Source organism: Streptomyces sp. NPDC007346 (assembly GCF_040703535.1).
GTDB lineage: Bacteria > Actinomycetota > Actinomycetes > Streptomycetales > Streptomycetaceae > Streptomyces.
The window spans coordinates 17,039-43,168 of sequence record NZ_JBEYKR010000054.1; the positions used below are offsets into that span (position 1 = coordinate 17,039).

The following is a 26,130-nucleotide window of genomic DNA, read 5'->3' on the forward strand; positions in this document are numbered from 1 at the left end:
GCCCTGGGGAGACCGGCCCGGACAAACCCGCGGTTGTGCGTCACGCTGGTTGTGCACGGCCGGTCAGGGAGCCCCGGTGTCCCCGCGCCCACTCCCCGACCGGCCGGCCACACAGACCCGTTGCCGGGGGTGTACCGGCAACGGCAGCCTGGCCCCACCAGCCTTGGTCGAGGACCTGGTGGGGTCAGGGTTCGCCCGTCTCCGGGTCGACGGCGCATTGCGGCCCCCTCCGGAACCCGAGGCCTGGTGGGGGCCGCGCTGTTTCCTCAGCCCAACCCGGCTTGCTCCCGCATCCGGTGAATGTCGTACAGGATCGCTTGCCTGATGTCCCCTGCCGGGTCGGCCCAGCTCACCGGTTCCGGGTCGGGTAGTGCCCACGGTGCCGGGTGGAGGCGGAGCTGTCCTGCTTCCCTGGACCACCAGTACGGCTTGTCGAAGAGCCACACGAGGCGATCGGTGTCGCGGCTCATGCCTCGCCGCCTTGTAGTGCGGCGAGCCGTGCGGCTCCTTTGTCGGTGAGCCAGCTGGTGCGGAGGCTGACCCCGCACTCCAGGTGCCCGCGGTCGTCCTCGCGGATGTAGGCGGTGCCCGCCGACCCGGTTTGCTGCCCCCGGTCGGGTGCGGGCCGACTACGCCACTTCCGGGTGCTCCCGGAACCAAGCCACCATCTGCTGCAACGGCTCCGACACCGCGAAGCTGTTCCCCTTCGCGCCCAAGTTGTCCAGCCCGTAGTGCTCCGCCCGCTGGCGTGCCGTCTCCACCATGCCGATCGGTTCCGCGAACAAGACCTTGTCCTCCGCGCGCATTGCTGCCATCACGTCTTCCGCAGCAGACAGCTTCGCCGACACCAACTCCTGGCACTCGTCGGCCGTCTCGCAGCCCGGTGCGGAAGCCTCGTGGTACAGGTCCAGAGCCTCCCGCACCCCCATCATGTGCGGTGCCACCGAAGGGCTCGCTGAACTTTCCGCCCCGTCACCACCGCTGTCTGCCCCGCACCCCGCTGCACCGAATGCCAGCACCGCCGCGACAACCAACCCCACCCCACGCATCATCCTCATGCGCCGCAGGATGACACCCCCAACGGGCAGGGGGAAGGAAAACCCGCACATCGGGGATCATCGACAACAGGCGCGGGGCCTAACCACGAAAGCGGGAGCCCCACCGCCATGGCAAAAGGCCGGATCATCGAAGCCGACACCGCCGCCCGACGCGCCAAACTCCTCAAGCTACGCCGACAAGGCATCCCGTACGACGACCCACGCATCATGGGCCTCGGCTACGCCAACCCCGGCGCCGCCCGCAAAGACCTCACCCGAGCCCTCCAGCACCACCACGAAGAGGAAGCCGCCGAGGCCAGCGTCTACCGGCAGCAGGAAAACGAACGCCTCGACGCCCTCCTCGCAGCCGTCTGGGACAAAGCCACCACCCCCAGCCCCGTTTTCAACAAGGACCGTGAGGAGATCGCGAGAGAGATCGACCTCAAGGCCGTCGACACCGTCATCAAGCTCATGGATCGCCGCGCCAAGCTGAACGGCCTTGACATGCCCGTCAGGGCCGAACTGTCGGGACCGGGCGGCGGGCCGATGCAACTCGGACCCGTGAGCGAGGCGGAGCTGGAGCTCCTGATGAGCCTTGGTCGGAGCGCCGCCCAGCGCCAGGGTGACGCGGAGGAGGAAGCGGACGGCGATGCCGATGAAGGGTGAGACCCTTCTCCGCGCCTACGGCACTCTCCCCGATCAGCAGCGCCTTGAGATAGCACGGTCTGCGTCGCCGGAGCTTCGCATCCAGCTGGTCACTATCGAGCGCAGCATGGCCATGGACCGGTCGCCCGGTGCCCTGTCCAGCGTGCTCACCGGCGGCCGCGAAATGCAGGCACCCCACCTCGACATCATCGACCGCATCTACCAGCGGATCGCCGCCGGCGAGCGCCTCAAAGTCATGGTCACCATGCCTCCGCGCGCGGGAAAGTCCCGGCGCACCTCACGCTGGGGCCCGGTCTGGTACCTGCGCAAGCAGCCCGACCATCGGTTCATGCTCGCCTCCTACGCTGCGCACCTCGCCGACGACCACGGCCGCTGGGTCCGCAACACCATCACCGAGCATGCCTCCACCCTCGGCATCAGCCTGAAGTACGGATCGCAGGCGGCGAACCGCTTTGACATCGACCGTCACGAGGGCGGCATGGTCACCGCAGGCGTCGGAGGGGCGCTGACAGGCCGCGGCGCCCACGTCGCAGCCGTAGACGACCCCTTCAAGGGATCCGAGGACGCCGGTTCGCCCACCATGCGCGACCGCGTGTGGGACTGGTGGCAAGCCGTCCTCCTCACCCGCCTCGAACCTCAAGGCTCTGTTCTGCTGGTCAACACGCGCTGGGACGACGACGATCTCTCCGGACGGCTCCTCAAGGAGGAGCCCGACGACTGGATCGTTATTGACCTTCCCGCCCTCGCCCTCACCGCCGATGACCCCCTCGGCCGGCAACCTGGTGAAGCGCTCTGGCCGACCCGGTTCTCCGCAGAGGACTACGCCCGCATCCGCAAGAGCGTCGGCGAACGCGTCTGGTGGTCCCTCTACCAGCAGCAGCCCCGCCCCCTGGAAGGCGGCGTCTGGCAGTGGTCCTGGATCACAGGCAACCGTGTCAGCTCCGTCGCGTTCCGCGGCGTCGACCTCGCGCGCATCGTCGTGGCCATCGACCCGTCCGGCGGATCCAGCCGAACCAACGACGAGACCGGCATCGTCGCTGCCGCCCGGGACACCGGCGGCGACCTGTACGTCCTGGCCGACAAGTCCGGCCGCCACGGCGCGAACGCCTGGGGACGAGAAGCCTGCCTCCTCGCCATCGAGCTGGGCGGGGACGCTTTCGTCGTCGAGACGAACTTTGGCGGAGACATGACCCGCCAGGTCCTCCTCCAAGCCTGGGCCGAGCTCGAGCGCCAAGGCCGGACCGGCGGCATGGCGATGCCGCGCATCGTCGAAGTCAACGCCAAGCAAGGCAAGAGGCTCCGGGCCGAACCGATCGCCCAGCTCTACGAACAGGGAGCCGTCCACCACATCGGCGAGTTCCCCGAGCTTGAGCGGCAGATGGTCACCTGGATCCCCGGCATGGACTCCCCGGACCGCATGGACGCCGGAGTGCACGCCCTCACCGAACTCGCCAACCCGGCCTCCGGCTCCACCGGCAGCAGCGCGTACAGCGACCAGCGGTTGGCCGGCCGCCGCTGAGCGGGGGGAGCGCCCCGGCCCCGCGCCCGTACGCTGAGATCATGGCGCGGGGCCTGGTGTGAAGAGGTGCGCCCCGTGGGCTTCAGGGACCTGGTCATCGACGCGTGGGGATGGCTGAACTACAAGCCCGTCTTCTCCGAGAACGGCAACGGCCGCGGCATGCCCTACCGCCGCGCCTTCCCCGAGGCCTACGCCACCTGGGTCCCCGACGACGACGTCAGGCGCCTCGCCGCCTACAAGGTCCTCGCCGCCTACGACAACAACCAAGCCGGTGAACTCGCCGAATACCGCGACGGCCCCGCCGCACGCGAACGCCGAGAGTTCGGCGACCCCAGCATGTTCATCGACACCCTCGTCGCCCACGTCATGGGGCGAGACCAGCACATCGTCATCCCCGGTGCCGAGCAGACCGACACCACCGAACAGAGCGCAAGCGCAGCCGCCGCCGAACGCGTCCAGGACCTCCTGCGGGAGTGGGCGGAAGACGAACTCCTACCCATGCGGATGCTCCAGGCCGAACGGAAAGCCGTCGGCCTCGGCGACGCCGTATACCTGCTGTTCTGGGACTCCGACAAGCAGCGCCCCCGCCTCCGCACCTACGACCCCGGCTTCTATTTCCCCGTCCTACCCGAGGACGGCGACGGCTCCGACTATCCGCAGCGCATCCATCTCGCCTGGGAACTCCCCGAAGACCCCCGCCGGCAGTTGAAGAAGCGCCTGCGCCGCATCACCTACGAGATCGACTGGATCGGCCCCGCCACCGCCTCCGGCATCGACAAGAACGGCCGGCCCGTACGAGCCCGCGTCATGTCCGAGCCCACCGACGACACCCCGTCCACACCAGTCCTCAACCGCGGGGACTCCCTCGACGAGGCAGGCGGCATCACCCGCCTGTATCCGTGGAACGACCAGCCGACCGGGCACACCTGCTACCTCACCGACGCGATCTGGGACATCGGCGACCTGGCCGGGCCGAACCTCGACATCGACGACCTGCCCATGGACCGAGCTCAGTTCGCCACCAGCGCCACCGGCGAGGTCCTGGACCGACTCGACCTCTACCTCGACTTCATTCCGCTGGTCCACGTCCCGAACACCGTCCCACCGGCCGAGGAGCACTGGGGGCAGTCATCTCTCGCGAAGGCGTTGCAGGCGTTCGATGAGCTCGCCAGCTCCGACACCGACAGTGCGCGGGCCTCCGCAACCACCGGCCTCCCCATGATCGGAATCTCCGGCGTCACGGACCCCAGGCAACAGCTCGGCGTTGGGCCCGGTGTGGTTTTCAAGCTCGGCGACACCGGCAAGCTCACCACCATCGACACTGCCCCCGCCCTCCGCGAACTCCGCGAACACCGGCACGACCTCGCCGACCGGGCCGCGAACATCGTCCGGCTCCCCGCCGTATCCCTCGGCACCATGGACCCCTCCAAGGTCCCCTCCGGATACGCCCTCGAACTGTCCCTCGGCCCCCTCGACTCCCTCATCGCCGGGATGCGCCTCGCCCGCGCCCACAAGGACACCCTCCTCCTCCGATTCGTGCAGCGCCTGTTCATCGCCGGCCAGCACCCCGACTGGACTGGCGTCACCCCGCTGCCCGCCAAGCTGGTCCGCGGCCCCTACACACCGACCGACAAGGGCGCCGTCCTGGAGCAGGTCACCACCGCCTACGAGGCGAAAGTCATCAGCCTCGAGACCGCGGTCCGCATGCTCACCGAAGTCGGGTGGCCCATCGAAGACGCAGCGAAAGAGATCGAACAGATCCAGTCCCGCAGCTTCGCCGACGCCCGTCTCCTCGCCGACGCCCTCGGCAACACAGAAGAGACCGCAGACTTCCTCGGCCGGAAGGCTCCCGCCGCCCCCCAGACCCGAGCACCCACGTTCCCGCCAGTGCCCGGCAACGAGACCGAAGAAGACCCTGAAGAGGAGCCCCGGGGGAGCAGGGGCAACGAATGACCGGAGTCATGCTTTCCTTGGATCAAGGCGCGGGGCCTGACAGCGACTCCTTGGGAGGACGTACCCTCATGCGCCGCCCCCAGCGCCACCGCTCCACCCCGAACTGCACCTGGGCGCACCCCTACACCGGCACCCTCGCCATGGCCGTCTTCTACAACGACGGCGGCGACCCGCCCGCCGACGACCCGCCCAAGCCCGGCCCGCCCAAGGTGAAGCCGCCCGTCCCCGTCTCCGACCGCCCCGGTCTCCAGGACGGTGAACTCGTCGTCCACAAGGACTGGCTGGAGCAGAAGCTCACCGTCGAGAAGGACGCCGGGCGCCGCAACGGAAACCAGCGCCTCGCCGACGACCTCGGCTTCGGGGACGTCAAGGAGATGCGGGCCTACGTCGAGGAAAAGCGGAAGGCCGACCAGGCGCAGCTCTCCGAGACCGAACGGCGCACCCAGGAACTCGCGGACCGGGAGCAGCATCTGGCCGCCCGGGAGGCCCAGGCCGCCGCGCGTGAACTCGTCGCGAACCGGCGGGCCCTCCTCGTCGGGCTCGGAGCCACCGGGGCGGACCTCGATGACGCGACCGCGCTCCTGCGGGTCGCGAACGACGCCACCGACGCCGAGGTCGAGGCCGCCGCGGAAGCGCTGAAGCAGCGCCGACCGGAACTCTTCGGCGCCCGCTCCCAGGCCCCCCAGCAGCAGCTCCCTCCGGCCCCGCATGGCGCCCCGGCTGGCACACCCCCCTCCCGGCAGTCCGGGGGAAGCAAGCCCGGAGACCGCGGCCGCGAAATGGCCCGCCTCCGCGGGCATAAGCCTGCCGCCTGATCAGACTTCTCGGCCGAACGCCGAGGTTGGGACCACGCCCTCTCCTCGTGGACGTGCACCCACGGGTGCCGATGCCAGACATCGCATCACCACGAGGAGAGGCAGTCGTGAACGACTTCCAGCCGCTCTCCTACTCGAGCGAAGTCACCGCCGACCGGCCGTGGCTCGCGTCTCTGGTAGGAGTGCAGGACACCAACACCATCACCCTCGACCTGACCAAGTTCACCGAGGGCGTCCACTACACCCCCGGCACCCTGCTCCAGCGCCGCAACGTCATGCGCTCCGGCATCCCCCTGGGCAAGGTCGCCGCCTCCGGGCTGTACGCCCCGTACTCCGGTCCCCACTCCGAGGTGCAGACCGTCACCGTCACCGGCACCCCGACCGGCGGCACGTACACGCTGACGTTCTCCGGGCAGACCACCGCTGGCATCCCGTACAACGCGACCGCCGCCCAGGTGAAGACCGCCCTGGAGAACCTCTCCAACGTTGAGGTCGGCGACGTCACTGTGACCGGCGGCCCCCACCCGGGCAGCGTCATCACCGTCACGTTCGTCGGTCAGTACCTCGGTGACGACGTCGCCCAGATGACTGCGTCCGCGACGAACCTCACCGGCGGCACCAGCCCCGCCGTCAACGTTGCCACCGCCACCGCCGGCGGCGGGGCATCCGCGAGCGACGGCACCCAGGTCCTCGCCGGGTTCCTCGTATCCAGCATTGCGTTCAACCCCGGCAGCACCAAGGCCGCCGGAGCGCTGCTGTGGCACGGCGAGGTCTTCGCCGACAAGTGCCCGATCCCGTTCGACCCCACCGACGTCGCCGCGACCGTGCCCGGCGTCAACATCCACTACCGGTAGGAGGAGACCGTCATGGAGCAGAACCTCGAGATCCTCCTGCGTGACACCAACGACGAAGACCTGACGGTCTTCGCCCGGGAGATCGACACCCCCGCGAAGTACCTGCTGACCCGGGATATCCTGCCCGAGCGGCAGATCCAGGGCGTCAAGTTCAAGTCCGAGTCGGCGAAGCGCCGCGTCAACGCCGCGAAGTTCCGGGCCTACGACGCTCCGACCGCGCTCGCGAAGCGCCAGGCCGAGCAGGTCGTCAACGAGGGCATGCTGCCCGCCCTCGGCCAGACCCTCCCGGTCTCCGAGATGGACCAGATCCTCCTCGATGTCAGCCACGGTCAGGACACCGAGCGGTACATCGAGCTGCTGTACTCCGACGTGGAGCGGCACGTCGAGTCCATCAAGACCGCCCAGGAACTCGCCTGCGGGCAGCTCTTGGCCACCGGCACCGTCACCCTGCCGGGCCTCGGTCTCGACGTGAACTGGAACGTCCCGGCCCAGAACATGCCCACCGCCGCGATCATGTGGGACGACGAGGACGCCAAGCCGCTCTCCGAAGAGCGAGCCTGGATCGACTTCCTCGTCGACGGCGGGGCGCCGGAGCCGAAGCAGATCCTCACCTCCCGCCGGGCCCTGCGCGTCCTCGCTTCCAACGAGGAGTACCGGCGGGCGTTCTATGGGTCGTCCACCATCGGCGGCACCCCCACCGCGACCCTGGCCCCGAACGAGGTCAACGTGGTCCGGGCCCGCTACGGGCTCCCGCCGATCGTCACCTACGACGTTAAGGTCTGGGACAACGACGCCTACCGGCGAGTCCTCCCCGACAACAAGTGGATCATCCTCCCGGATGTGTCCCCGCAGGAGTGGGCCGAGACCCTCTACGGCATCACCCGCGAGGCCGCCCGCTTCACCTCCGGCACCAACCCGGCGCTCACCCGCCAGGAAGCCCCCGGCATCGTCGTCGTCTCCAAGTACGACGACGACCCAGTGCAGATCTACACCCGCGGTGCCGCGATCGGCATGCCCGCCCTGTACGTCCCGGACCTGCACATCTCCGCGACCGTCCTCGGGGCGTGAGCCATGGCGACCCTACGGAAGGCCGTGTTCGTGAAGGACCCGGACCGTCACGCAATGGTGCTCCTGCGCCCCGGGGAGGAGCCGGAGCCACGCCTGGCGGCTCTGATCACGAACCCGGACGCGTGGGAGGACGGGAAGCTCCCGACCGCAGCGAGCACCGGCGACGACCAGGGAGACGCCTCTGGCGAAACCTCGGACGACACCGGCACCGCTGACCCCAAGTCCGACGGCAACCCCAACAAGGGCTCCGAGGGCACCAAGCCGGCCGCACGCAAGACCGCGGCCCGTAAGCCGGCCCGGGGCCGGACGGCCGCCGTTGAGGGCACCGGCGGCCAGTAAGCGGTGTGCGGGCCCGCACCTGGTGGGGCGCCAGGCCGGGCCCGCACCTGCACACCCCTTCCCAGCCCACCCCTGACCTGGAGGACCGGTGGACACATCCGTACGAGCCTGGCTCCTCTCCGAGCTGGGCACCACCACCGACGTGCCCGACCTGGAGGCTCGGTACGCCCGGCTGAGGTCGGGACGAGCGGTGGCGATCGAGGTGACCCGAGAGCGGCTCGCCGCGCTGCGTGGTCAGCCGTCCACGGTAAATGTGTCCGGGGTGGTGTCCGTGTCGTACACGGAGACCATCAAGGCCTACGAACGCCAGTTGGCTGCGCTGATCGCCGGTGAGCCCCCGGCCCCGGACGATCCGGCCGACGACACCAGTGGTGACGGGTTCGGCCTGATCCAGCTTGTGGAACGGCCCCGCCGATGACCACCCCCACCCAAGCTCGCCCGGACCAGCAGCGTGCGGATCTGCTGGCGCTCATCGCCGCGTCCACCGCCCAGCTTGCTCAGGTGTGGGGCCGACTCGGTGCCGCCCAGGAACGCCTCCTCGCCGCCCTGGATGGCATCCTGCCCGGGGTGGGCGCCACACGCCGGGCTCGGGCGGCGGTCACCGACTTCAACCAGGCCGTCGCCAAGTTCGACCGTGACACCCGCGCGTTCGCGGAACGGTGGGCGGCAACAACCCTGCCCACCGTGTACCGCGACGGAGCCCTCCAGGCCCTGCGCCGGGCGAACCGCAGCATCACCATGTTCCGGTGGACGGTCGACCACCAGGCCGCCGTCACCCCGCTCACCGCCGTGTTCTACGCCGACCTGATCCGCCGCATCCAGGAGACCGTGCGGCGGGCGCAGGTTTTCGCCCGAGCGGCGCAGGACTCGGTCCGGGGCGTGGTCGTCGGCCGCCACCACGACGGTATCGACCGGGCGCAGCTCGCCGCCGAGCACCCGCTGGACACGGTCATCTACTCCAACGACGCCCGACATCCGGCCGCATCGTGGGCGCGGGCCGCGTTGTCGTGGCAGGGGGTGGTGTCCGCGAACGCGGGGTTGGTGAACACCTCCAGGTGGGAGCTGGGGGCCGAGTGGATGCAGTGCGTGGACGGTCCTGAGTGTGGGTTCGTTTCGCACCCGGATACCGATCATGCGGACAGCACGATCCGCAGCATCGACGACGCGTCCATGTACCCCGCCGCCCACCACGGTTGTATCCGCCAGTGGATCCCGCGCCCGGACCTGAACGGCCGCACCGACATCGAATCCGGAGACTCCGCATGAGCGCCCCGCAGAAGTTCCGCAAGAAGCCCGTCGAGATCGAAGCCATGCACATGGCCGAGCCCAACACCCCTGACGAAGTCGCACGTTGGTGCGGTGGTCGTGTCGTGGGCGACGGCATCACCGGCCACCCGTACAGCATCGAGATCGACACCCTCGAAGGAACCATGCGCGGAGAGCGCGGTGACTGGATCATCAAGGGGGTGGCTGGCGAGTTCTATCCCTGCCGTGAGGACATTTTCCAGGAGACGTACGAACCAGCCGAGACTCGGACAGTGGTCCTCTGCGGCAACAGCGAACTGGACGCGGAGGAGGTCGGCCGCCAGATCGCCAGGGCCGCACGCCATGTCCGTCGAGGCGGTGACGCAGCATGACCGCGACTGTCGACTCGCTCCTGCGTGAGTACCACCGCCGCCTGACGCACTACCACGCACCAGCGGACCGAACGCCCTTCGCGGAGGCTCAGCTGCACGGCGAGCTCATGGGGCTGAGAGGCGCCATCGGGATTGCTCTCGATGGAACAGTGCGAGGCGGCGACGCTGATCGCCTGGCCGTCGAGCAGTACGCGCTGTGGAGGGAAAGCGGGGAAGCCGACGCCGCTGCCTGCGCCTGCGACCTGGGCAAGGAAGGGGTCCCGGCATGACCGCCCCGAACATGGCGGACCAGCCTCGCCACGTGAGCATCACCACCGACGGCGGCGCGGGCAAGGTCACGATCGACGGCACCGACGTCAGCCGGTCCCTCCAGGGCTACAGCCTCCAGCACCAGGTCGGCGCCGCACCGCTCCTCGTGCTCCACACCGCCCCGCACCAGGGCCTCGACTTCGAGGGGCTCGCCCAGGTCGCTGTCGCTGCCCCCGAGCAGGATGAAGGCGACGTGGTGGCCGCATTCCTCCAGAACATCGACCCCGCCGCCCTGTACCGTGCCGCCCTGGAACGGGACGACCTCGACGGCAGCCCCAACGAACTGACCGTGGCGATGCTCCGCCAGCTCGCCGACTGGGCGCAGGGGGGTACCTGATGCAGGGCCTCGATGACGCGCTTCGTGGGGTGGTCGGGTGGATCGAGGAGAACCTCCTCATCGACACCGTCCGCATCACCCTCCCCGCCGACAGCGACCCCATCCTCAACCCGGACACCGGAGAACTGGAATACCCCGACGGAGGTGTCCTCTACGAAGGCCCCGGCGGTGTTCAAGGCTCGTCGGCGCAGGCGGAGATCGTCGCCACCCCCGACCGGAATCTGCCGTGGACGTCCGAGACGACCTCCCGGTACCGCCTGTTCACCCCTCTCGAAGCGCCGATCGCCCCGAAGGACGCCGTCGTCACCGTCGTCGCCGTTCACGACCCGGCCCGCACCGGGCTGATCGGCCGGTCGTGGACCGTCACCGACCCCGGCCGGGCAGGCACCGTCGAAGTCGTCCGCATCACCCCCCTCGACCAGCTGCGGACCGAGGTGACTCCATGACCCCTGAGCAGCTCGCCGACCGCCTCGACCGGGCCGCGACCCGTGTCGGCCCCGCCATCCAGCGCGCCGTCCGCCACACCGGGGAACTCGGGCGCGCCCGAATCCGGGGCAACGCGTCCGGGCGCCCCGGGCCGAACGTCATCACCGGGGCGTACCGCAACTCCTGGGAGACGAACACCCGCCGGCTGCCGTACGGGGCGATGTGCACGATCGGCACGAACGCGCCCCAAGGCAGGCGGCTGGAGTTCGGGTTCGTTGGCCCCGACAGCTTGGGGCGCGTTTACAACCAGCCCCCGTTCCCGCACGTCGGCCCCGCCATCGACTTCATCGGGGCGACGCTGATGACGGAGATGCGGTTCGCGGTCGCGGAGGTACTCCGATGATCGCCAAGCGCCCCGTCACTATCGCCCTGGCCGCACTCCTCGCCTCAGCCAGCAACCGCCCCGTCGGGCGCGGCAAGAAACCCCCCGGCACCCCGCAGCACTACTACCTGCTGTACTCCCTCGACACCGCCCTCGAGGGGGCGCCGCTCGCCGACGAGAACGAAGACCTCTCCCCCATTTACCAGGTGACTTCCGTGTCCGCCCCGGACCCGACCCGGCCCGGTAGTAGTGGTGACCCGGATCAGGTGGAGTGGATGGCCGACAAGGCCCGCGAGATCTTCCTCGGGCGCCACCCGGCCACCGGCTTGTGGCTGCACCCACTCGTCATCCCTGGTGTCAGCGTCATGGGCCGGTCCCTGGACGTCGAACCGGGGGGATCATCCGACCCGGCCGATGCCATCATGAGTTACGTACAGCGGTTCAGGTTCGACCTGACCCCCGCCTGACCCCCGGTCAGGTATTTCACCGCACCGCGGCGGCCCCAGCGCGGACGTGCCACCTCGTGGCCGACTCCCACACCAGTTGCTTGAGGGGCCGAACGCCACCGGCGGAGCCCCGGGAAAAGGGGCCCCATCATGGCCAGGTTCCAGCGCAAGGGCATCTCGAAAATCCTCTTCGTGGAGACGATCGCCGACCCGGGATACATGCCGACGAACGCCGAACTCACCAGCGCGACCGACTACAGCCGTCAGATCGCTGCGGTCGACGGGTTCTCGCTGGAGAACCAGATGATCGAGACGCCTGACATGGCGTCGACGTTCGTGTCGAAGATCGGCGGCGATGACTCCGCCTCCGACTCCAGCATCACGTTCTACGAGGACGACACCCTCGACGACATCGAGTCGGACCTCGCGAAGGGCACCAGCGGTTTCATCATCAGCTGTCGTAAGGGCAAGACGCCCGGCACTCCTGGTATGGACGTGTTCCCGGTGACGGTGTCGTCGAACTCGGCGGCGATCACTCTCGACAACGAGGCCGCGAAGGTCGTCGTGTCGTTCGCGATCACCGACCGGCCGCTCCTCAACGCCACCGTGCCTGCATCCGGTGGCGGCTGACCAGCCCCCTCTCAGCTCCCGGCCGGGCCCGACAGCGTTCGGGAAGGGGCGCCCGTTGGCGCTCGGCCGGGCCCCCTTCCCCTCAGACGGAGGACCACCACATGCCCACCAAGACCACCACCGCGCCTGCCCCGCCGGCCGCCGCTGTCGCCGCCGACGCGCACTGGGCGGCCACCCGGGAGCGGCTCCGCAACCGCACACGTCCGACCGTTTCCCTGACGATCTGCGACGACCTCGACCTCCGAGTCGCCCTGGACACGGCCAAGCGCGTCCTGGCCCGCATCACAGCGGTAGCCGAGGACCGGCAGGACGACACCACCGGCCCGGAGGCAGTCGCCCGAGCCGAGGAGGACCTCGCCGAGGCGCAGGCCGCGTTCGACGCGGCGGCCATCGTGCTCCGCTTCCGCGCCATGCCCCGCAAGGAGTTCGAGGCGCTCAAGAAGTCCCACCCGGCCACAGAGGAACAGGCGGAGGACGGACACGACATCGACGTCGAGTCTCTCGCCCCTGAGCTCGTCTCGAAGTCGTCGGTGGACGGCATGACCGAGGACGACGCCCGCGAGTACCTCGAGACCTGGTCCGAGGGGGAGGCCACCGCCCTGTTCAACGCCGCGTGGAATGTGCAGGAGACCGCGCGCATGGACCTGGGAAAAGGCTGATCCGGGATGAACGATTCCGTGACGAACTCGCCCTCTGTGATCGGTGGGGTATCCCCCACAGCCTGTTCCGGGGCATCGGCGATGGCACATGGACGGCCCGCGACCGGGCGAAAGCCCGCGCCTACCTGGAGTACCAGCGCACCGTCTGCCCGCAATGCAACACCCGGTACGACGACTGGGATCACGGCGGCCCCGACGAAGAGGACGCCTACGCGGTCACCGTCCAGCGGTGCGTCGGCTGCCAGGTCATCGCTGACCGGCAGGACCAGCTGGGCCGCGACGGCATCGACACGAACGGCGTCAAGGTCGGCCTGATTCCCGCCGCCGCAGCAGCCGCACTCCAGGCGCAACGCGAACTCGCCGGACGCCGGCACACCACGAACAACGACTGAGCAGCAGCGAGAGGGAGGGGTGGCACCGGTGGCGAACTGGAACCTCTCGGTAGACCTGCGCGGACGCGGGAACGACCTGGCTCAGTCTCTCAAGTCCGCATCGAAGCACGCCCGGACCCTCGGCACGCATGCTCGGGCTGCCAAGTCAGACGTGCGGGAGCTGGGGCAGGTGTCCCAGACCGCATCCCGGCACATCCGGACCCTCGGTACCGTGGCTCGAACCACCGGCCGCCACCTCAACACCCTCGGCAACAACGCCCGCACCGCCGGCCGGAACCTCGGCCGGTACGGGGATGCCGCCCGGACGGCGAACCGGCACCTCAACTCCCTCGGCGGGAACTCCCGGACCGCAGGCCGGGATCTGGCCCGCATGTCGAACCAGATCAACAGTGCAGTCCGGGATCTGACCCGTCTTGCGCAGGCCGCTCAGAGGGCTTCGACCGGCATGCGCGGGGTTGGCTCCGGTGGTACGCGCAGCCTCCGCCAGATGCGCTCCGAGACGGGCCGGCTCCGCCACCAGCTCACCGGTCTGGCCGCTCTCATGTCCGGTGGTGCGCTGGTCATGGGCTTCGGCGGGATGATCAAGCACGGCAACGAATACCAACAGAGCATGAACACGTTCGGGGCGGTCACCAGCGCCACCGCGATTCAGATGCAGCGGGCCGCCGCTACCGCGAACCAGCTCGGTGGCGACCTCACCCTCCCCGCCGCGACCGCCGCTGGGGCAGCCGAGTCCATGGTGGAGCTCGCCAAGGCCGGTTTCCGTACTGACCAGGCGATTTCCGCGACCCGGGCGTCCCTCACCCTGGCGTCCGCCGCGAACGTCTCCGCGGCCGACTCCGCACGGTATCTCGGGGACATGATGGACCAGTTCGGCATGGGCGCCGACCAAGCCTCCCAAGCCGCCGACACCCTCGCCGCGACCGCGAACAACGCGAGCGGCGACATCATCGACATCTACTACGCCATGAAATACGCAGGCCCCGTCGCCCACGGGCTAGGCGTCAGCATGGAGGAAGCCGCCTCTGCGGTCGGCATGCTCGGCAAGGCCGGCATCCTCGGCCAAACCGCTGGTACCACTCTGCGCGGCATGATGGCCAACTTGGCTGCGCCCACGAAGCAGATGAAGCAGGGCCTCGCTGACATGGGCATCGAGGCGTGGGACGCCACCGGCAAGTTCAAGGGGCTGAGGTACGTCATTGAGGGCCTATCCAAGGCCCAGCACTCCATGACGCAGCAGGACTTCACCGCGGCGGTGAAGAAGTCGATGGGTAAGCCGGCCATGTCCGGTGCCATCGCCCTGGCCCACCAGGGCACCGACAGCTTCGATGCGCTGATGGCTGCGGTGACGCGGACCGGTGCCGCATCTGACATTGCCGCGGCGAAGGGCCAGGGGCTTGCTGGGTCCATGGTTCAGCTGAAGGCCAAGTCGGAGCAGGCTGGGCTTGCCATCTACACCGGCATTGCACCCGGGTTGGAGTATGTGATCCGTGGCGTCACCTCGTGGATTTCTGACGCCACCCCGAAGATTGAAAAGTTTTTCGCGTACTTCAACGACATCGGGACCCTCTTCGGCCCCGACATTGCGTCCGCAGCCCGCAGCACCTTCGATGACATTGGCGGCGCGGCCGAGAGGATGATGGGCCCGTTCAAGGAGATGGCCGGTGATGCGGCCGCTTCCGGTCTTCACATGCTGCTGTCTGTCGGGACGATGGTCGTCGATGTGCTCCGGAACCTGGCTCGGGGTGCGGAGCCGGTCGTGGACGCCCTCACTGACGTGGCCGGAGAGGGTACTGCCCTCACCACGATCCTTGACACGCTGGTTTTCGTTCTCGATACCGCAACGAGCACGGTCACTGCCCTTTCTGGTGTTCTGGTCCCGATTGGGCGGATCGTTGGTGGGCTCGTCTCCGCTTTTGGTGACCTGCCTGGCCCGGTTCAGACCGCGATCCTGGCCATGCTCCTCATGCGCCGCGTCGGCCCGATCGCCCAGGGTGCCGCGAGTGCTGTGGGGGGGCGTCTCACTGGGGCGTTCCAGTCGCTGAACCGGCAATTGCTTGTCCAGCAGAGCCAGGCTCGCCGCGCTGGACAATCCATCACCGGGTATGGAGCGGCGTTCGCGGTCCTTCAGTCCCGGGTGCCCGTCGTCGGTGCCATGGGCGCCTCTTTCCGTAGGGCGAGCGGGGAGGCCACGGGGTTCACCGGCGCCCTGCGGGGGGTGACTGCCGCTGCCGGAACTGGGCTGCGGTCCGCCATGGGTGGCCTCATGGGAGTCATGGGCGGTCCGTGGGGGCTTGCGCTCGCTGCGGCTGGTGTTGGGCTGAGCATGCTCGCCGGGCGCCAGCAGAAGGCCGCAGCGGCCGCTGCTGAGCATGAGGCTGCTGTGGACGGGCTGACGTCTTCCCTGCGGGACTCCAACGGCATCATCGACGACGCCGTCCGCGCCCAGGTTGCCCAGCAGTTGCAGTCGCAGAAGCTTGTCAAAACCGGGGCCAAACTCAGCGAGGCGATGGCGAGCGCTGGGGTTCCGCTGAAGAAGCTGACGGAGGCGTACATCGAGGGCGGATCGGCTGTCGATGAGCTCTCCGCCAAGATGCAGTCTCTCGCCGTCCAGGCCAAGGTCGACGGCAACTTGGGCCTGGCCGACATGTACCAGGAGGCCGCCACCACGCTGCGCGGCATGTCTGGTGACATGGACCGGGCCAAGAAGTCCGCGAAGGACTTGGATGCCGCCTCACGGTCCAGCCGTGGTATCACCGCCTACAGCCGGTTGAAGGACGCGGTCGGCGCCCTGGCGGACAAAACCGCAGACGCCGACTCCCGCACCCGGGCTCTGCGTGACGCCCTTGATCTGCTGTCCGGCGGGTCTGTGTCACTTCAGGCCGCCCAGGCCCGGGTGAATGAGGCGATCTCCCAGGCCAATGAGGCGTTCGCCGATGGCGTCGATAAGGCGGACGGGTGGGGCAAGGCCTTGATCGGGCTGAACGGGACTGTGGACACCACCACGAAAAACGGGCAGCAGCTCTTCTCTACTCTTGACTCGATCGCCGACAGTTCGGCATCTGCTGCGGTCGCCGCATATGACTTCGCCCAGTCGCAGGGCAAGACGGTTCCCCAGTCGATCACCGCTGCTACGGCGGAGATGCAGAAGGGTCGGGACGCAGCCGCGAAGCTGGCCGGTCAGTACGGCCTGGGCGAGAAGCAGGCGCTGGCCATGGTCGACGCCGTAGGCCTGATCCCGGGTCGGGTGTCGATTCTCTTGCAGACGAAGGGCGTCGATACCGCCCTGGCCGAGCTCCTGGGGGTTCAGGCCGAGTTCGAGCGGTTCCCGACTAAGAAGACGATCCGGATCGATGCGTTGGGAGAGGAGGCCCGCAAGGAGCTAACGGATCTTGGGTACAAGGTCGCTCTGATCCCCGGCACCCGCGAGTACAAGATCACCGCCCCGACGAAGAAGGCCCGCGCTGAACTTGATCTACTCATCACGAAGCTGGGCGAAACGAACGGCCGCACGGTTGAGATCGACGCTAAGACCCAGGGTGCGATCACCGACCTGGAGACCCTCCAGGCGAAGGTGAAGTCGACCAAGGGTAAGACCGTCACGATGAAGGTGCCCACCACGGAGGGTCGCCGTCAGCTGGAGCAGCTCGGCTTCAAGATCAAGTCGACGAAGGGGAAAACGGTCACCATCGAGGTGCCCACCGGCACCCAGAAAGCCGCCGTGCAGTCCCTCGCCGCCACCATCGCCGGACTCAAGGACCGCACCGTCACCATCCGCACCATCGAGGTCACCGACCGGCGGATCACGAACACCGTCACCGGCGAGACCCGCTCCCGCACCAAGCTCCGAGCCGGCTCCCAGGCCGACGGTAGCGTCCTCAGCTTCTACGCAGGCGGCGGCATGAACACCCCGGGCCCCTTTCCGCGCGGGGAAAACCATGTCGCGCAGATCGCCCCAGCCGGCGCCTGGAGGGTGTGGGCGGAGGATGAGACTGGCGGCGAGGCGTACATTCCGCTCGCCCCGTCGAAGCGTGGCCGGTCGCGGGCCATCACCGAGGAGACGATCCGCCGCCTTGGTGGCGACCCGAAGACAGTGCAGTGGAAGGCCGACGGCGGTGTCGTCCACTTTGCGTCCGGCGGGTTCTCCTACTCCCCGACGGGGATGCGCCGCGACACCTCTTACGTGCAGTCGTCGTACACCGACTCACACCAGCCGATCGACAAGGACACGTACAACAAGAAGATTCGCGCCCGGAAGAACGCTATCGACAGCCTCCGCTCCGCCGAGGCTGCACTGGCCGCGCTGCGCCGCCGCAAGCACACGGGTGCGCAGATGGTGGCCGCGGAGAACCGGGTGGCAAAGGCCCGCCGCGCCGTGTCCACAGCCACCGAAGCGGCACGCAAGGCTGAAGCCCGGTACAAGAGGAAGTTTTCCCTCGCCGACTGGCAGAAGACCCTCAAGGGCGCCGTGTCGGCCAACGCATCGTACGAGGCGAGCCTGAACAAGATTGCATCCCGGGGCGGTTCTGACATCGTCGATCAACTACGCGACCTTGGCGAGGAGGGCGCCGCGATGGTCGCCGCGTTGGCGAAAGCGTCGAGCAAGCAGTTCAAGGACATCGTCGCGAATCTGCGGAGGCTCGGCCCTCTCGCGAAGGCGTCCCTGGCGGACTACACCAAGCAGCTCAACGCCTCCAACAAGACGTCCACAGCGTTCCAGGCGAACCTCACCAAGCTGGCAGGAATGGGGTACGGCGACCTCGCAACCCAGCTTGCCGGGCAAGGTGATGAGGCGGCCGAGAAGCTTGCCGCTGAAGCGGTCAAGAACAAGGGCAAGGCCGCGTCCGCGAACGCTGCGGCGAAGAACAGCGGCAAAGTTCTGTCGGGTGAGGAGCTGGAGCAGCTCCTCACGATCATCGCCGCGATCAAGACGTCCAAGACGGGACTGCACACGGTTGCGGACACCACCGGACTGGGCGAAGACGAGATCATCACCGTCGCGAACAAGGCCAACACCCAGATCAAGTCGTCGCTCGGGGCTCGAGCCACCCAGTTCCTCGCCGATCTCGCCCGCGCCAACAAGGGCCTGTCCTACGCCAACGGCGGGATCCGGGAAGGCATCTACTCCACCCGGGCCGGGGCCGTGACCTTCGCCGAACCGTCGACCGGCGGGGAGGCGTACATTCCGCTGGGCGCGAATAAGAGGGGTCCGGCCACGAACGTTCTGCGTGACGTTGCGGGCCGGTTCGGTGTCGGCCTCACCGACGCTGCCGGCGGCCGTCCTCTGGTCATCGTCCGCGAGGGCGGCGATACCCACGTCACCGTGCCCACCGTCCGTACCGGGGCGTCCGCCTCGGACATCGCCGCCCAGGTCGGGCGCCAGGTCCGCCGAGCACGCAGGGGAGGGGTGAACGCACGTGTCGCTTGAGAACTGGCAGTACGATTTCGGCGGTGTTCTGATGGGCGCCGGCACGCAGATCCAGGTGAAAGAGACCACCGGGCTCGGCCGCCCGCCCGTGCGGGATGCCGATGTCGACCAGCCGTCCATGGACGGGGCGTTCCCCGGCCCGGACTACTACGGGGCCCGGCAGGTGCAGATCGACGCGGCGATCCGTATCCCCGGCGACCCGGCAGCCTGCCACAACGTGGTCGCCGCCCTCCAGGTGGACGCGGACGATCCGGCGGTCCGTCTAGCCGGCGGCACCACTATGCCGCTGCGGATCCTGCGCCCCGGTCGGCCCGTCAAGCGCCTCTACGGCCGGCTACGCCGCCTCGACCCCGAATACGCGCAAGTCATTCACGGCTACGTGCCGTTGGACATCGAGTTCATCGCCACCGACCCCGGGTTCTACGCCGATGAGGAGACCACCACCGAGATCCCCCTCGGGTGGCTCACGGGCGGCGGGTTCGCTGCCCCCGTGGTCGCCCCGATCTACGTGCAGTCCGGGACCACCGCCGCTGACCGGCCGGGCTGGGCCACCAACGCCGGCACGGGGCACGCGTGGCCGGTCATCCGGATCACCGGGCCTGTCGCCAACGCGTCCGTCATCAACGCGACGACCGGCCGCCGTCTCGACCTGCCCACCCTCAACCTGGCGGCCGGTCAGTGGGTGGAGATCGACACCCGGCCTGGGCACCGCACCGTCCGGCGGGAGAACGGCGGCAACGCCTCCGCGCTACTCACCCCCGCCTCCCGCATCGACCTGTTCTCCCTGGCGCCCGGGGTGTCGGAGATGCGGTGGACCGGCTTCGATAACACCAACACCTCCCGCATGCGCCTGACTTGGCGCGACGCCTACATCGCCCTCTGAGGAGCACGCCATGCCGTTGTACCAAGTGCCCATCCTCGTCAACGGGGCCACACACTCCGCCGAGCAGTTCCGGGCCATGGTCCAAGACCTTGCCCGCGGCGCCGAGGGCATCACCGCCGGCACCGACCTGAAGGTCACCCAGCTCGGCACGCCTGGCACTGGCGTTCAGGTGGCCAGCGGCTCCGGAGTTGTCCGGGGCCGCTTCGACGCCTTCCAGGGTTCCTATGCCATCCGTAACCAGGGGGCGGACACCGTCGACATCGCTGCGACCGGCGGGTCGCCCCGCTCCGACATGCTGATTGTGCGAGTCCAGGACCCCCAGTACGAAGGCAGCCTGAACCCGGCAGTCGACAACATCAACTTCTTCCAGGTCATCTCGAACGTGTCGTCCAGTGCGACTGCGATCCCTGATGGCCGCACCGGTATTCCCCTCGCCCGGATCGACATCCCCGCGTCCACGGCCACGATCACCAACGCAATGATCAAAGACATTCGGCGGGTTGCGAACCCGCGCCGCGAGTCCCGGCTCCTCACCCAGTCCCCAGCCTCCCAGTCCACCGCCATCGGCGGCAGCGCCGGTAGCTACGCCTACTTTTCCACTGCCGCCGGGTGGAGCATCGCGATTCCCGCTTGGGCCACAACCGCCCGCATCCGGATCGATGCTGCTGGGCTGCGCATTCAGACGGGGAATCTTTTCGGCGGTGTACGGGCCACCCTCGGTGCGTCCGCGACTTTGCAGCCGACCGTGATCGACGACAACCAGGGCTCGCAGTTCCGCCGCCAGTCGACGGTGGTGGCCGACACCCTGACCATCTCCGACGCCTACCGGGGCACCAGCCAGCTCCTGCGCGTTCAGGCTGCCGGGCTCAGCGGGAACTTGGCGCAGATATACGCCGACGCTTCCACCACGTTCGTCGCCCAGTTCGAGTTCGAGGAGGCGGCCAGGTGACCGTCCCGGACCGGGTGCTGACGCAGCATGCTCTGACGGGGGCGTGGCTGTCTCTGGCCCTGCCCGTACAGGGTTTGGAGTACGGGGACGAACTCAACGGGCCCGGATCTCTCACCGGGTCCCTGTCGCCGCGCCTCGTGTCCCAGAGCCCCACTTTGCTGGACCCGGGCACCACCCTCATCTACGTGGAGTCCGACGGGTATTTGCGGTGGGGTGGCCTGATCTGGGACGTCCGCCCCCAGGGCGACACCTTCACCATTGAGGCGGCTGGCTGGTCGTCGTACCTGATGAAACGGCATGATAACGACGGGCAGTGCGGTGGTCGCGGCCCGTGGACGCATGCCGACCGGTGCCAGGTTATCCGGGACGTGTGGGCCTACGCCCAGTCCGTCGCTGACGGCAACCTCGGTGTCGTCGTGGACTCCACCACGTCGACCAGCACGATCGGCACCCCGGCGGAGCGGTTCAACTCGAACTGGTGGGACGGCAAGGCGTTGGGCGACATCGTGGACGAGCTGGTGTCCGCTGAGGCCAGCCCCGACTACTCGTGCGCGACGACCTGGAATTCGGGGAAGACTGCCCCGGTGCGCCGGATCCGGCTCGGTTGGCCGAGGCTCGGCGCGCGCCGCACCGACATCACCTTTTCCACCGGGGTGAACATCATCCAGGATCCGGAGGTGCCGTTCTCCGGGGATGACTACGCGCAGGTCGTCATCGGTCTCGGTGACGGTGACGGGTCCGCGCGGCGCCGTCAGGTGTCCGCCGTCCGTAACGGGCGCCTCCGCCTGGAGCACGTTCAAGATTTTCCGCAGGTCAAGGGCAACGACACCCTGGCCAAGCTGGCCGCCGCCGAGCAGTCCCGCCGCATGGTCCTCGGCTCGGTCGATCAAATCACCATCCGCAACACGTCGTCCGCACCGTTCGGGTCGTGGCAGGTCGGTGACGACGTGTACACCCGCGTCCACAACGCGTGGGTCGACTACGTGGGTTGGCGACGGATCACCGGGTGGACGATCCGCCCCGACGCTGAAGGTGGCCCGCAGGCGGTCATCGACCTGAAGTCGGCTGACGCCTACAAGTACGGGGGTGTGTGATGGATATCGGACGGAAACTCGCCGCGATGGAGAAGCAGATCGCGGAGCTTCAGCGCGCTGCCCGTCTCTCCTCCGCGTCTCTGGACGACACGGCCCTTCTGGTCCGCGACGAGTCCGGGTCCCTGCGTGGCATCGTCGGGCAGCAGGGTGACGGCACCACGGCGGTGACCATCGTCAATGGGCCGCCTCCGCCGCAGCCGTCTGCGCCGATCGTCGTGTCCGTCCTGGGCGGGGTTGCCGCGTCGTGGGACGGCTCCTTCACCGACGGGCAGGTGTTGCCGCTGGACTGGTCCCGTACTGAAGTCCACGCCAGCCCGGACAGCAGTTTCGCCCCGGCCTCGGATACGTTGCAGTCGACGATCGAGACTGCGCAGGGTGCCACTGTTGTCGTTCCCGCCGATGGTCCTGTGTACGTGCGGCTCGTGGCCCGCAGTACGTCCGGGACCGCGTCCGCTCCGTCCCTTCAGGCGGGCCCTTACGGGCCGATGCCGGTTGTTGCTGCTGAGCTTCTTGACGGGATCGTCACCACGGTCAAGTTGGCAGAGGATGCTGTCACGGCTGCGAAGCTTGCCGCTGGGGCCGTGGGTGCCACCGCGCTCGCGGACGGGGCCGTTCTCGCTGCGAAGCTTGCTGATGCTGCTGTCGCTGTCGGGAAGATCGCCAGCGGTGCGGTGACTGAGCCCGCAATCGCCGCGAATGCAGTCACTGCGGGGAAGATCGATGCTGGGGCTGTGACGGCGCGAGAGATCGCGGCTGGCGCGGTCACCACAGAAAAGTTGATCGTGACCGGGGGTGCGGAGCTGCTCGCCGACCCTTCTTTCGAGGGGGCCGCTACTGCGAACCTCGTTGCAGGGAACGCGTTCTGGGCAGTGGATGACAGCAAGGGCAACGGGTCACCGAAGTCTTTGCGGGTGAATGCGGCGGCGGGCTCGCCGACAAACCGCGACTTGGCCCTTTTTGATATGGCGGCCCTTCCCGGTGATCAGCTTGCCATATCTGTGGATTACCAGGCGTCTTCCGACTATGTTGGCACGCCTCGCATTTATGCCCGTTGGGAGAATTCCAGTGGGGGTTTTCTTTCTGCGGGAGCAGCTCAGGCCAGCCCTCCGGTGACGGGGGCATCGTGGCAGACCATTTCTGCGACGATTACCGCTCCTTCGGGTGCTGCCAGGTATCGGTTGAATTTGGCGTCCACTTCGGGCGTGAGTGGCCAGTTGTGGTTCGATAATGCTTCAGTCCGTTCGGTCTTGGCTGGTACTCAGATTCAGAATGGTGCCGTCACCACCCCGAAAATTGTTGCGGGGGCTGTGCAGGCTGCGCAGATTGATGCCGAGGCTGTAAATGCGTCCAAGATCGCTTCCGGTGCTGTCACCACCGCGAAACTCGACGCGCTTGCTGTCACCGCTGACAAGATCGCTGCGAACACCATTACCACCGGCAAGCTCGCCGCAGGGTCTGTCGACGCCACCGCACTCAAGGCAGATGCGATCACTGGGAAGGTCATCACCGGGGGCACCATTACCGGGGCGATTGTGCAGACCGGCACATCAGGGGCACGCATCGTCCTGGACACCAACCACCTCGGCATCCTGGACTCCGCCTCAAGCCTCTTGGCCGAAATCGAACCGGCAGACCCCTTCGGGCGTGCACGGTTCATCACCTACGACAAGGTCGGCGCCACCACCTTCTACTCGGCTCTCAGCGCCGCCAACGTGGCGTTCGGAATCGTCGGGCAGACCCCCCCATCCCAGGAAGGCCGAGTGTCCTTCTCGGACCTGGGCGGCGGTGCCGGACTGCCCTACGAACTCAGTCTCAGCAGCGGCAACAAAGACTGGATGTCTCCAGCCCTCATCAGCCTGTACTCCGAGAGGAGCGTGGGCGGCGGCGATCAAGAGATCGTCCTGAATGCCAACCACATCTGGGCTATTGGCCGCCTGACCGCAGGGAACATCCGTTCCGGCCAGGTCACCATCACCCCTACCGCCGCGAACACCCCCGCATCCGTCACCGTCACAGGACTCGCAATGAGCGGAACCAACCCCCGCGCCATAGCCACCCCCCGCACCACCGGACCCGGAACCGTCGTCCTCGGCGTCGGATGCGGCAACGTCACCACCGACAGCCTGACCGTCTGGGCCACACGCACCAGCGTCGCCGCCACCAACATCGACTACATAGTGATAGCGAGCTAACCATGAACGAAGACGAACCCACCCCCGTCATAATGACCGCCACCTGCCGCACCCCCGAATGCCCCATGGAAGGCATCGGCATCGTGGCCCCGTTCTACAACAACGCGCCACCCGGCCAACCCCCCATCTACCAAGGGCACTGCGCACAATGCAACCAGCCCGTCACCGACCTCGTCCCCGTCACCCCCTGACCCGGGGAACCACCCCACCCACACACCCGTACCCTGACCCGTAGGGCGACCCTCCGCCCCGCACCAACCCCGAGGGACTGCCACCCGGCCCCGACCGGCGCAGCACGCCAACCACATCTGCTCTGGGCGCGGGGAGTGCAGGAGCACGGGCACGGTGCCCACCGATCTCACGACCCGCACATACGACCCCGCCGGGCACCTCGGCCGCCACCAAGCCCTGGACCCGCGGAGTCTCGCCTACCGGCGCCCGTACGACGGGCAACCTCTACGCCCCACCGCGTGGGAACCCCGCATCCCCGTCCTCGACCAGCGAAACCTGATCGCCCAGGGGATCCGCACGTCCGTGTCGTACGGCCTCGACACCGACGTAGACGCCCTCGCCTCGTGCACCGGGCAGGCCGCGACCGCTCTCCTGTCGATCCTCCTCACCCCCGAACAAGCCGCTGACGTCGGGCTCGACACCACCAATGCGGTGACCCCACAGCACTTCGCGATCGACCTGTACGCCGACGCGACCGCCGCCGACCGGTGGCTGGACCACACCTGGCCCACCCACGACACCGGCTCCTCCGGCCTCGGAGTCGCCAAAGCCATGCGAAACCGGGGCCTCATCGACCAGTACGGGCACGCCACCACCGCCGAGGAACTCTGCACCCTCCTCCAAACCGGGCCCGCCCTCCTCGGCCTCCCCTGGTGCGCCGCATTCACCGACACCTCGGACCCGCACGGGTTCATCGACGCCGACCCCAACTGGGCCACCTCCCCCCTGGAAGGCGGCCACGAGGTGTGCGTCACCGCCCTCGAAGACGTCGCCCAAGTCGACGGCGCCCTGGACCCGAACCACACCGTCATCCGCTTCAGAAACTCCTGGGGGACCTGGGGCGACCACGGCGACGGGCGCCTCCGGCTCTCGACCTACCTGATCCTCCGGGCCCAGGCCGACATCATCCAGCCCCGCCTCGACTCCTGGAGATCCCAATGAGCCGCCTCAACAAGCCCGACACTCCAACCGGCGACAGCACGCCGGAGGAAACACCCCTCCCCCCCGCCTCGGCCGCAGCCATCCCAGAGCCCTCACCGGCAGCCGACCCCAGCAGCCCGTACGAGCCGTACCCCGGCCCCGGGTTCTTCCACGGCGGGCGCAACAGCCCGATCATCCAGGCCATGGCCCGCCGGCTCTTCCAGGAAGGCCACTGGGCGAGCACGCAGCCCGCCGGGCCGGACTGGACGAACGGCCACAAGCGTGCGTTCGCCACCTTCCAACGTGCCCTGCGCCCCAAGGAAGGCGGCGACGTCAGTGGCATCCCCGACGAGGTGGCGTGGGGCCGGCTCCAGGTGCCCCGCGTCAGCCCCGCCCCGAACAGGAAGAACTGACCATGGCCACCCCGCTCACCGCCGACCGCCTACTCAAAGCCCTCCGCGACGAAGGCCTGACCGTCGTCGAACACCGCAACTGGCGTACCAACAACCGGAACCACAAGGGCGCCTGGGGTCCGGCGCACGGGGTGATGATTCACCACACCGTGACTACCGGGACGGCGTCGTCGGTGGAGCTCTGCTACAACGGCCACTCCGCGCTCCCCGGCCCCCTCTGCCACGGCGTCATCGCCAAGGACGGGACCGTCCATCTCGTGGGGAACGGGCGGGCCAACCACGCGGGGTCCGGCGACGGCGCCGTGCTCCAGGCCGTCATCGCCGAGCGGGCGCTGCCGCCGGACACCAAGGCCAACACCGACGGCAACCGCCACTTCTACGGCTTCGAGGCGGTCAACCTCGGCGACGGCAAGGACCCGTGGCCGGCGGCCCAGCTGCTGGCCATCGAGCGCGCGGCCGCCGCCGTGTGCCGGGCCGAAGGCATCGAGACCGCCGAACAGCTGGCGTTCCTGCGCCGCCACCGCTGCGACGTCGGCCAGGGCTACCTGTT

29 protein-coding genes are annotated in these 26,130 nt (G+C 68.4%); 27 read left to right on the forward strand and 2 right to left on the reverse strand.

Annotated elements, in window-relative coordinates; genetic code table 11:
• Positions 1-266: 266 nt before the first annotated feature.
• Both AB0917_RS16585 and AB0917_RS16590 read right to left on the reverse strand, forming a co-directional pair.
• Positions 267-470: a hypothetical protein gene (locus tag AB0917_RS16585; protein WP_366820249.1), complete on the reverse strand. Its 204-nt coding sequence runs from the start codon at positions 468-470 to the stop codon at positions 267-269.
• Between the two features lie 159 nt (positions 471-629).
• Positions 630-1,058: a hypothetical protein gene (locus AB0917_RS16590; protein WP_366820250.1), complete on the reverse strand. Its 429-nt coding sequence runs from the start codon at positions 1,056-1,058 to the stop codon at positions 630-632.
• A 108-nt stretch (positions 1,059-1,166) separates the two neighbouring features.
• Here AB0917_RS16590 and AB0917_RS16595 point away from each other — a divergent pair, with 108 nt between their 5' ends.
• From AB0917_RS16595 to AB0917_RS16725, 27 genes are all read left to right on the forward strand, one after another.
• Positions 1,167-1,703 carry a hypothetical protein gene (locus AB0917_RS16595; protein WP_366820251.1) on the forward strand — a complete coding sequence of 179 codons (537 nt, stop codon included), beginning with the start codon at positions 1,167-1,169 and terminating at the stop codon, positions 1,701-1,703.
• A gap of 106 nt (positions 1,704-1,809) precedes the next feature.
• On the forward strand, positions 1,810-3,222 hold the full coding sequence (locus tag AB0917_RS16600; protein ID WP_366820252.1) for a terminase family protein: 1,413 nt from the start codon (positions 1,810-1,812) through the stop codon (positions 3,220-3,222).
• Positions 3,223-3,297: 75 nt separating this feature from the next.
• Positions 3,298-5,175 (forward strand): hypothetical protein, encoded by a 1,878-nt coding sequence (locus AB0917_RS16605; protein ID WP_366820253.1) that lies wholly within the window; start codon positions 3,298-3,300, stop codon positions 5,173-5,175.
• A gap of 68 nt (positions 5,176-5,243) precedes the next feature.
• The gene (locus AB0917_RS16610) at positions 5,244-5,990 is read left to right on the forward strand and encodes a hypothetical protein (RefSeq protein ID WP_366820254.1); all 747 of its coding nucleotides are present in this window, start codon (positions 5,244-5,246) and stop codon (positions 5,988-5,990) included.
• A gap of 107 nt (positions 5,991-6,097) precedes the next feature.
• Complete coding sequence (locus AB0917_RS16615; RefSeq protein WP_366820255.1) at positions 6,098-6,844, forward strand: hypothetical protein; 747 nt, start codon at positions 6,098-6,100, stop codon at positions 6,842-6,844.
• A gap of 12 nt (positions 6,845-6,856) precedes the next feature.
• A complete protein-coding gene (locus tag AB0917_RS16620) occupies positions 6,857-7,912 on the forward strand; it encodes a major capsid protein (protein ID WP_366820256.1) in 1,056 nt (351 codons plus the stop codon).
• 3 nt (positions 7,913-7,915) lie between these two features.
• Complete coding sequence (locus AB0917_RS16625) at positions 7,916-8,251, forward strand: hypothetical protein (RefSeq protein WP_366820257.1); 336 nt, start codon at positions 7,916-7,918, stop codon at positions 8,249-8,251.
• Positions 8,252-8,339: 88 nt separating this feature from the next.
• Positions 8,340-8,669 (forward strand): hypothetical protein, encoded by a 330-nt coding sequence (locus AB0917_RS16630; RefSeq protein WP_366820258.1) that lies wholly within the window; start codon positions 8,340-8,342, stop codon positions 8,667-8,669.
• Positions 8,666-9,517 carry a hypothetical protein gene (locus tag AB0917_RS16635; RefSeq protein WP_366820259.1) on the forward strand — a complete coding sequence of 284 codons (852 nt, stop codon included), beginning with the start codon at positions 8,666-8,668 and terminating at the stop codon, positions 9,515-9,517. Before AB0917_RS16630 ends, AB0917_RS16635 begins: the two co-directional genes overlap by 4 nt.
• Positions 9,514-9,888 carry a hypothetical protein gene (locus tag AB0917_RS16640; protein ID WP_366820260.1) on the forward strand — a complete coding sequence of 125 codons (375 nt, stop codon included), beginning with the start codon at positions 9,514-9,516 and terminating at the stop codon, positions 9,886-9,888. The genes AB0917_RS16635 and AB0917_RS16640 overlap by 4 nt, the downstream gene beginning before the upstream one ends.
• The gene (locus AB0917_RS16645; RefSeq protein ID WP_366820262.1) at positions 9,885-10,157 is read left to right on the forward strand and encodes a hypothetical protein; all 273 of its coding nucleotides are present in this window, start codon (positions 9,885-9,887) and stop codon (positions 10,155-10,157) included. Before AB0917_RS16640 ends, AB0917_RS16645 begins: the two co-directional genes overlap by 4 nt.
• The gene (locus AB0917_RS16650) at positions 10,154-10,534 is read left to right on the forward strand and encodes a hypothetical protein (RefSeq protein ID WP_366820263.1); all 381 of its coding nucleotides are present in this window, start codon (positions 10,154-10,156) and stop codon (positions 10,532-10,534) included. Before AB0917_RS16645 ends, AB0917_RS16650 begins: the two co-directional genes overlap by 4 nt.
• On the forward strand, positions 10,534-10,980 hold the full coding sequence (locus AB0917_RS16655) for a DUF6093 family protein (RefSeq protein WP_366820264.1): 447 nt from the start codon (positions 10,534-10,536) through the stop codon (positions 10,978-10,980). The genes AB0917_RS16650 and AB0917_RS16655 overlap by 1 nt, the downstream gene beginning before the upstream one ends.
• Positions 10,977-11,363 (forward strand): HK97 gp10 family phage protein, encoded by a 387-nt coding sequence (locus AB0917_RS16660; RefSeq protein ID WP_366820265.1) that lies wholly within the window; start codon positions 10,977-10,979, stop codon positions 11,361-11,363. Before AB0917_RS16655 ends, AB0917_RS16660 begins: the two co-directional genes overlap by 4 nt.
• Entirely contained in the window at positions 11,360-11,809 is a 450-nt protein-coding gene (locus AB0917_RS16665; RefSeq protein WP_366820266.1) for a hypothetical protein, read from the forward strand. The genes AB0917_RS16660 and AB0917_RS16665 overlap by 4 nt, the downstream gene beginning before the upstream one ends.
• A 129-nt stretch (positions 11,810-11,938) precedes the next feature.
• Positions 11,939-12,418, forward strand: a complete 480-nt coding sequence (locus AB0917_RS16670) for a hypothetical protein (RefSeq protein WP_366820267.1) — start codon at positions 11,939-11,941, stop codon at positions 12,416-12,418.
• 101 nt (positions 12,419-12,519) lie between these two features.
• Positions 12,520-13,077 (forward strand): hypothetical protein, encoded by a 558-nt coding sequence (locus tag AB0917_RS16675; RefSeq protein WP_366820268.1) that lies wholly within the window; start codon positions 12,520-12,522, stop codon positions 13,075-13,077.
• Entirely contained in the window at positions 13,032-13,469 is a 438-nt protein-coding gene (locus AB0917_RS16680; protein ID WP_366820269.1) for a hypothetical protein, read from the forward strand. The genes AB0917_RS16675 and AB0917_RS16680 overlap by 46 nt, the downstream gene beginning before the upstream one ends.
• 211 nt (positions 13,470-13,680) lie before the next feature.
• Positions 13,681-18,897, forward strand: coding sequence for a phage tail tape measure protein (locus AB0917_RS16685; RefSeq protein ID WP_366820270.1), 5,217 nt, complete (start codon positions 13,681-13,683; stop codon positions 18,895-18,897).
• Entirely contained in the window at positions 18,887-19,780 is an 894-nt protein-coding gene (locus AB0917_RS16690) for a hypothetical protein (protein ID WP_366820271.1), read from the forward strand. Before AB0917_RS16685 ends, AB0917_RS16690 begins: the two co-directional genes overlap by 11 nt.
• A 10-nt stretch (positions 19,781-19,790) precedes the next feature.
• On the forward strand, positions 19,791-20,729 hold the full coding sequence (locus tag AB0917_RS16695; RefSeq protein WP_366820272.1) for a hypothetical protein: 939 nt from the start codon (positions 19,791-19,793) through the stop codon (positions 20,727-20,729).
• Complete coding sequence (locus tag AB0917_RS16700; RefSeq protein ID WP_366820273.1) at positions 20,726-21,823, forward strand: hypothetical protein; 1,098 nt, start codon at positions 20,726-20,728, stop codon at positions 21,821-21,823. Before AB0917_RS16695 ends, AB0917_RS16700 begins: the two co-directional genes overlap by 4 nt.
• Before the next feature lie 26 nt (positions 21,824-21,849).
• Positions 21,850-24,015 (forward strand): hypothetical protein, encoded by a 2,166-nt coding sequence (locus AB0917_RS16705; protein ID WP_366820274.1) that lies wholly within the window; start codon positions 21,850-21,852, stop codon positions 24,013-24,015.
• A gap of 2 nt (positions 24,016-24,017) precedes the next feature.
• The gene (locus tag AB0917_RS16710) at positions 24,018-24,206 is read left to right on the forward strand and encodes a hypothetical protein (protein WP_366820275.1); all 189 of its coding nucleotides are present in this window, start codon (positions 24,018-24,020) and stop codon (positions 24,204-24,206) included.
• Between the two features lie 154 nt (positions 24,207-24,360).
• The gene (locus AB0917_RS16715) at positions 24,361-25,188 is read left to right on the forward strand and encodes a hypothetical protein (protein WP_366820276.1); all 828 of its coding nucleotides are present in this window, start codon (positions 24,361-24,363) and stop codon (positions 25,186-25,188) included.
• Positions 25,185-25,580, forward strand: coding sequence for a peptidoglycan-binding protein (locus AB0917_RS16720; RefSeq protein ID WP_366820277.1), 396 nt, complete (start codon positions 25,185-25,187; stop codon positions 25,578-25,580). The genes AB0917_RS16715 and AB0917_RS16720 overlap by 4 nt, the downstream gene beginning before the upstream one ends.
• A 2-nt stretch (positions 25,581-25,582) precedes the next feature.
• Positions 25,583-26,130, forward strand: a 548-nt coding sequence (locus AB0917_RS16725; RefSeq protein WP_366820278.1) for an N-acetylmuramoyl-L-alanine amidase, incomplete at its 3' end; no start/stop codon positions are given.

What these genes read in the sequence shown, in the direction of transcription:
- AB0917_RS16655 (WP_366820264.1), top strand. Translation starts at nt 10,534, where the DNA reads ATGCAGGGCCTCGATGACGCGCTTCGTGGGGTGGTCGGGTGGATCGAG.
- AB0917_RS16670 (WP_366820267.1), top strand. Translation starts at nt 11,939, where the DNA reads ATGGCCAGGTTCCAGCGCAAGGGCATCTCGAAAATCCTCTTCGTGGAG.
- AB0917_RS16695 (WP_366820272.1), top strand. Translation starts at nt 19,791, where the DNA reads ATGCCGTTGTACCAAGTGCCCATCCTCGTCAACGGGGCCACACACTCC.
- AB0917_RS16645 (WP_366820262.1), top strand. Translation starts at nt 9,885, where the DNA reads ATGACCGCGACTGTCGACTCGCTCCTGCGTGAGTACCACCGCCGCCTG.
- AB0917_RS16650 (WP_366820263.1), top strand. Translation starts at nt 10,154, where the DNA reads ATGACCGCCCCGAACATGGCGGACCAGCCTCGCCACGTGAGCATCACC.
- AB0917_RS16625 (WP_366820257.1), top strand. Translation starts at nt 7,916, where the DNA reads ATGGCGACCCTACGGAAGGCCGTGTTCGTGAAGGACCCGGACCGTCAC.
- AB0917_RS16620 (WP_366820256.1), top strand. Translation starts at nt 6,857, where the DNA reads ATGGAGCAGAACCTCGAGATCCTCCTGCGTGACACCAACGACGAAGAC.
- AB0917_RS16720 (WP_366820277.1), top strand. Translation starts at nt 25,185, where the DNA reads ATGAGCCGCCTCAACAAGCCCGACACTCCAACCGGCGACAGCACGCCG.
- AB0917_RS16635 (WP_366820259.1), top strand. Translation starts at nt 8,666, where the DNA reads ATGACCACCCCCACCCAAGCTCGCCCGGACCAGCAGCGTGCGGATCTG.
- AB0917_RS16705 (WP_366820274.1), top strand. Translation starts at nt 21,850, where the DNA reads ATGGAGAAGCAGATCGCGGAGCTTCAGCGCGCTGCCCGTCTCTCCTCC.
- AB0917_RS16675 (WP_366820268.1), top strand. Translation starts at nt 12,520, where the DNA reads ATGCCCACCAAGACCACCACCGCGCCTGCCCCGCCGGCCGCCGCTGTC.
- AB0917_RS16585 (WP_366820249.1), bottom strand. Translation starts at nt 470, where the DNA reads ATGAGCCGCGACACCGATCGCCTCGTGTGGCTCTTCGACAAGCCGTAC.
- AB0917_RS16665 (WP_366820266.1), top strand. Translation starts at nt 11,360, where the DNA reads ATGATCGCCAAGCGCCCCGTCACTATCGCCCTGGCCGCACTCCTCGCC.
- AB0917_RS16595 (WP_366820251.1), top strand. Translation starts at nt 1,167, where the DNA reads ATGGCAAAAGGCCGGATCATCGAAGCCGACACCGCCGCCCGACGCGCC.
- AB0917_RS16710 (WP_366820275.1), top strand. Translation starts at nt 24,018, where the DNA reads ATGAACGAAGACGAACCCACCCCCGTCATAATGACCGCCACCTGCCGC.
- AB0917_RS16610 (WP_366820254.1), top strand. Translation starts at nt 5,244, where the DNA reads ATGCGCCGCCCCCAGCGCCACCGCTCCACCCCGAACTGCACCTGGGCG.
- AB0917_RS16590 (WP_366820250.1), bottom strand. Translation starts at nt 1,058, where the DNA reads ATGAGGATGATGCGTGGGGTGGGGTTGGTTGTCGCGGCGGTGCTGGCA.
- AB0917_RS16600 (WP_366820252.1), top strand. Translation starts at nt 1,810, where the DNA reads ATGGCCATGGACCGGTCGCCCGGTGCCCTGTCCAGCGTGCTCACCGGC.
- AB0917_RS16660 (WP_366820265.1), top strand. Translation starts at nt 10,977, where the DNA reads ATGACCCCTGAGCAGCTCGCCGACCGCCTCGACCGGGCCGCGACCCGT.
- AB0917_RS16640 (WP_366820260.1), top strand. Translation starts at nt 9,514, where the DNA reads ATGAGCGCCCCGCAGAAGTTCCGCAAGAAGCCCGTCGAGATCGAAGCC.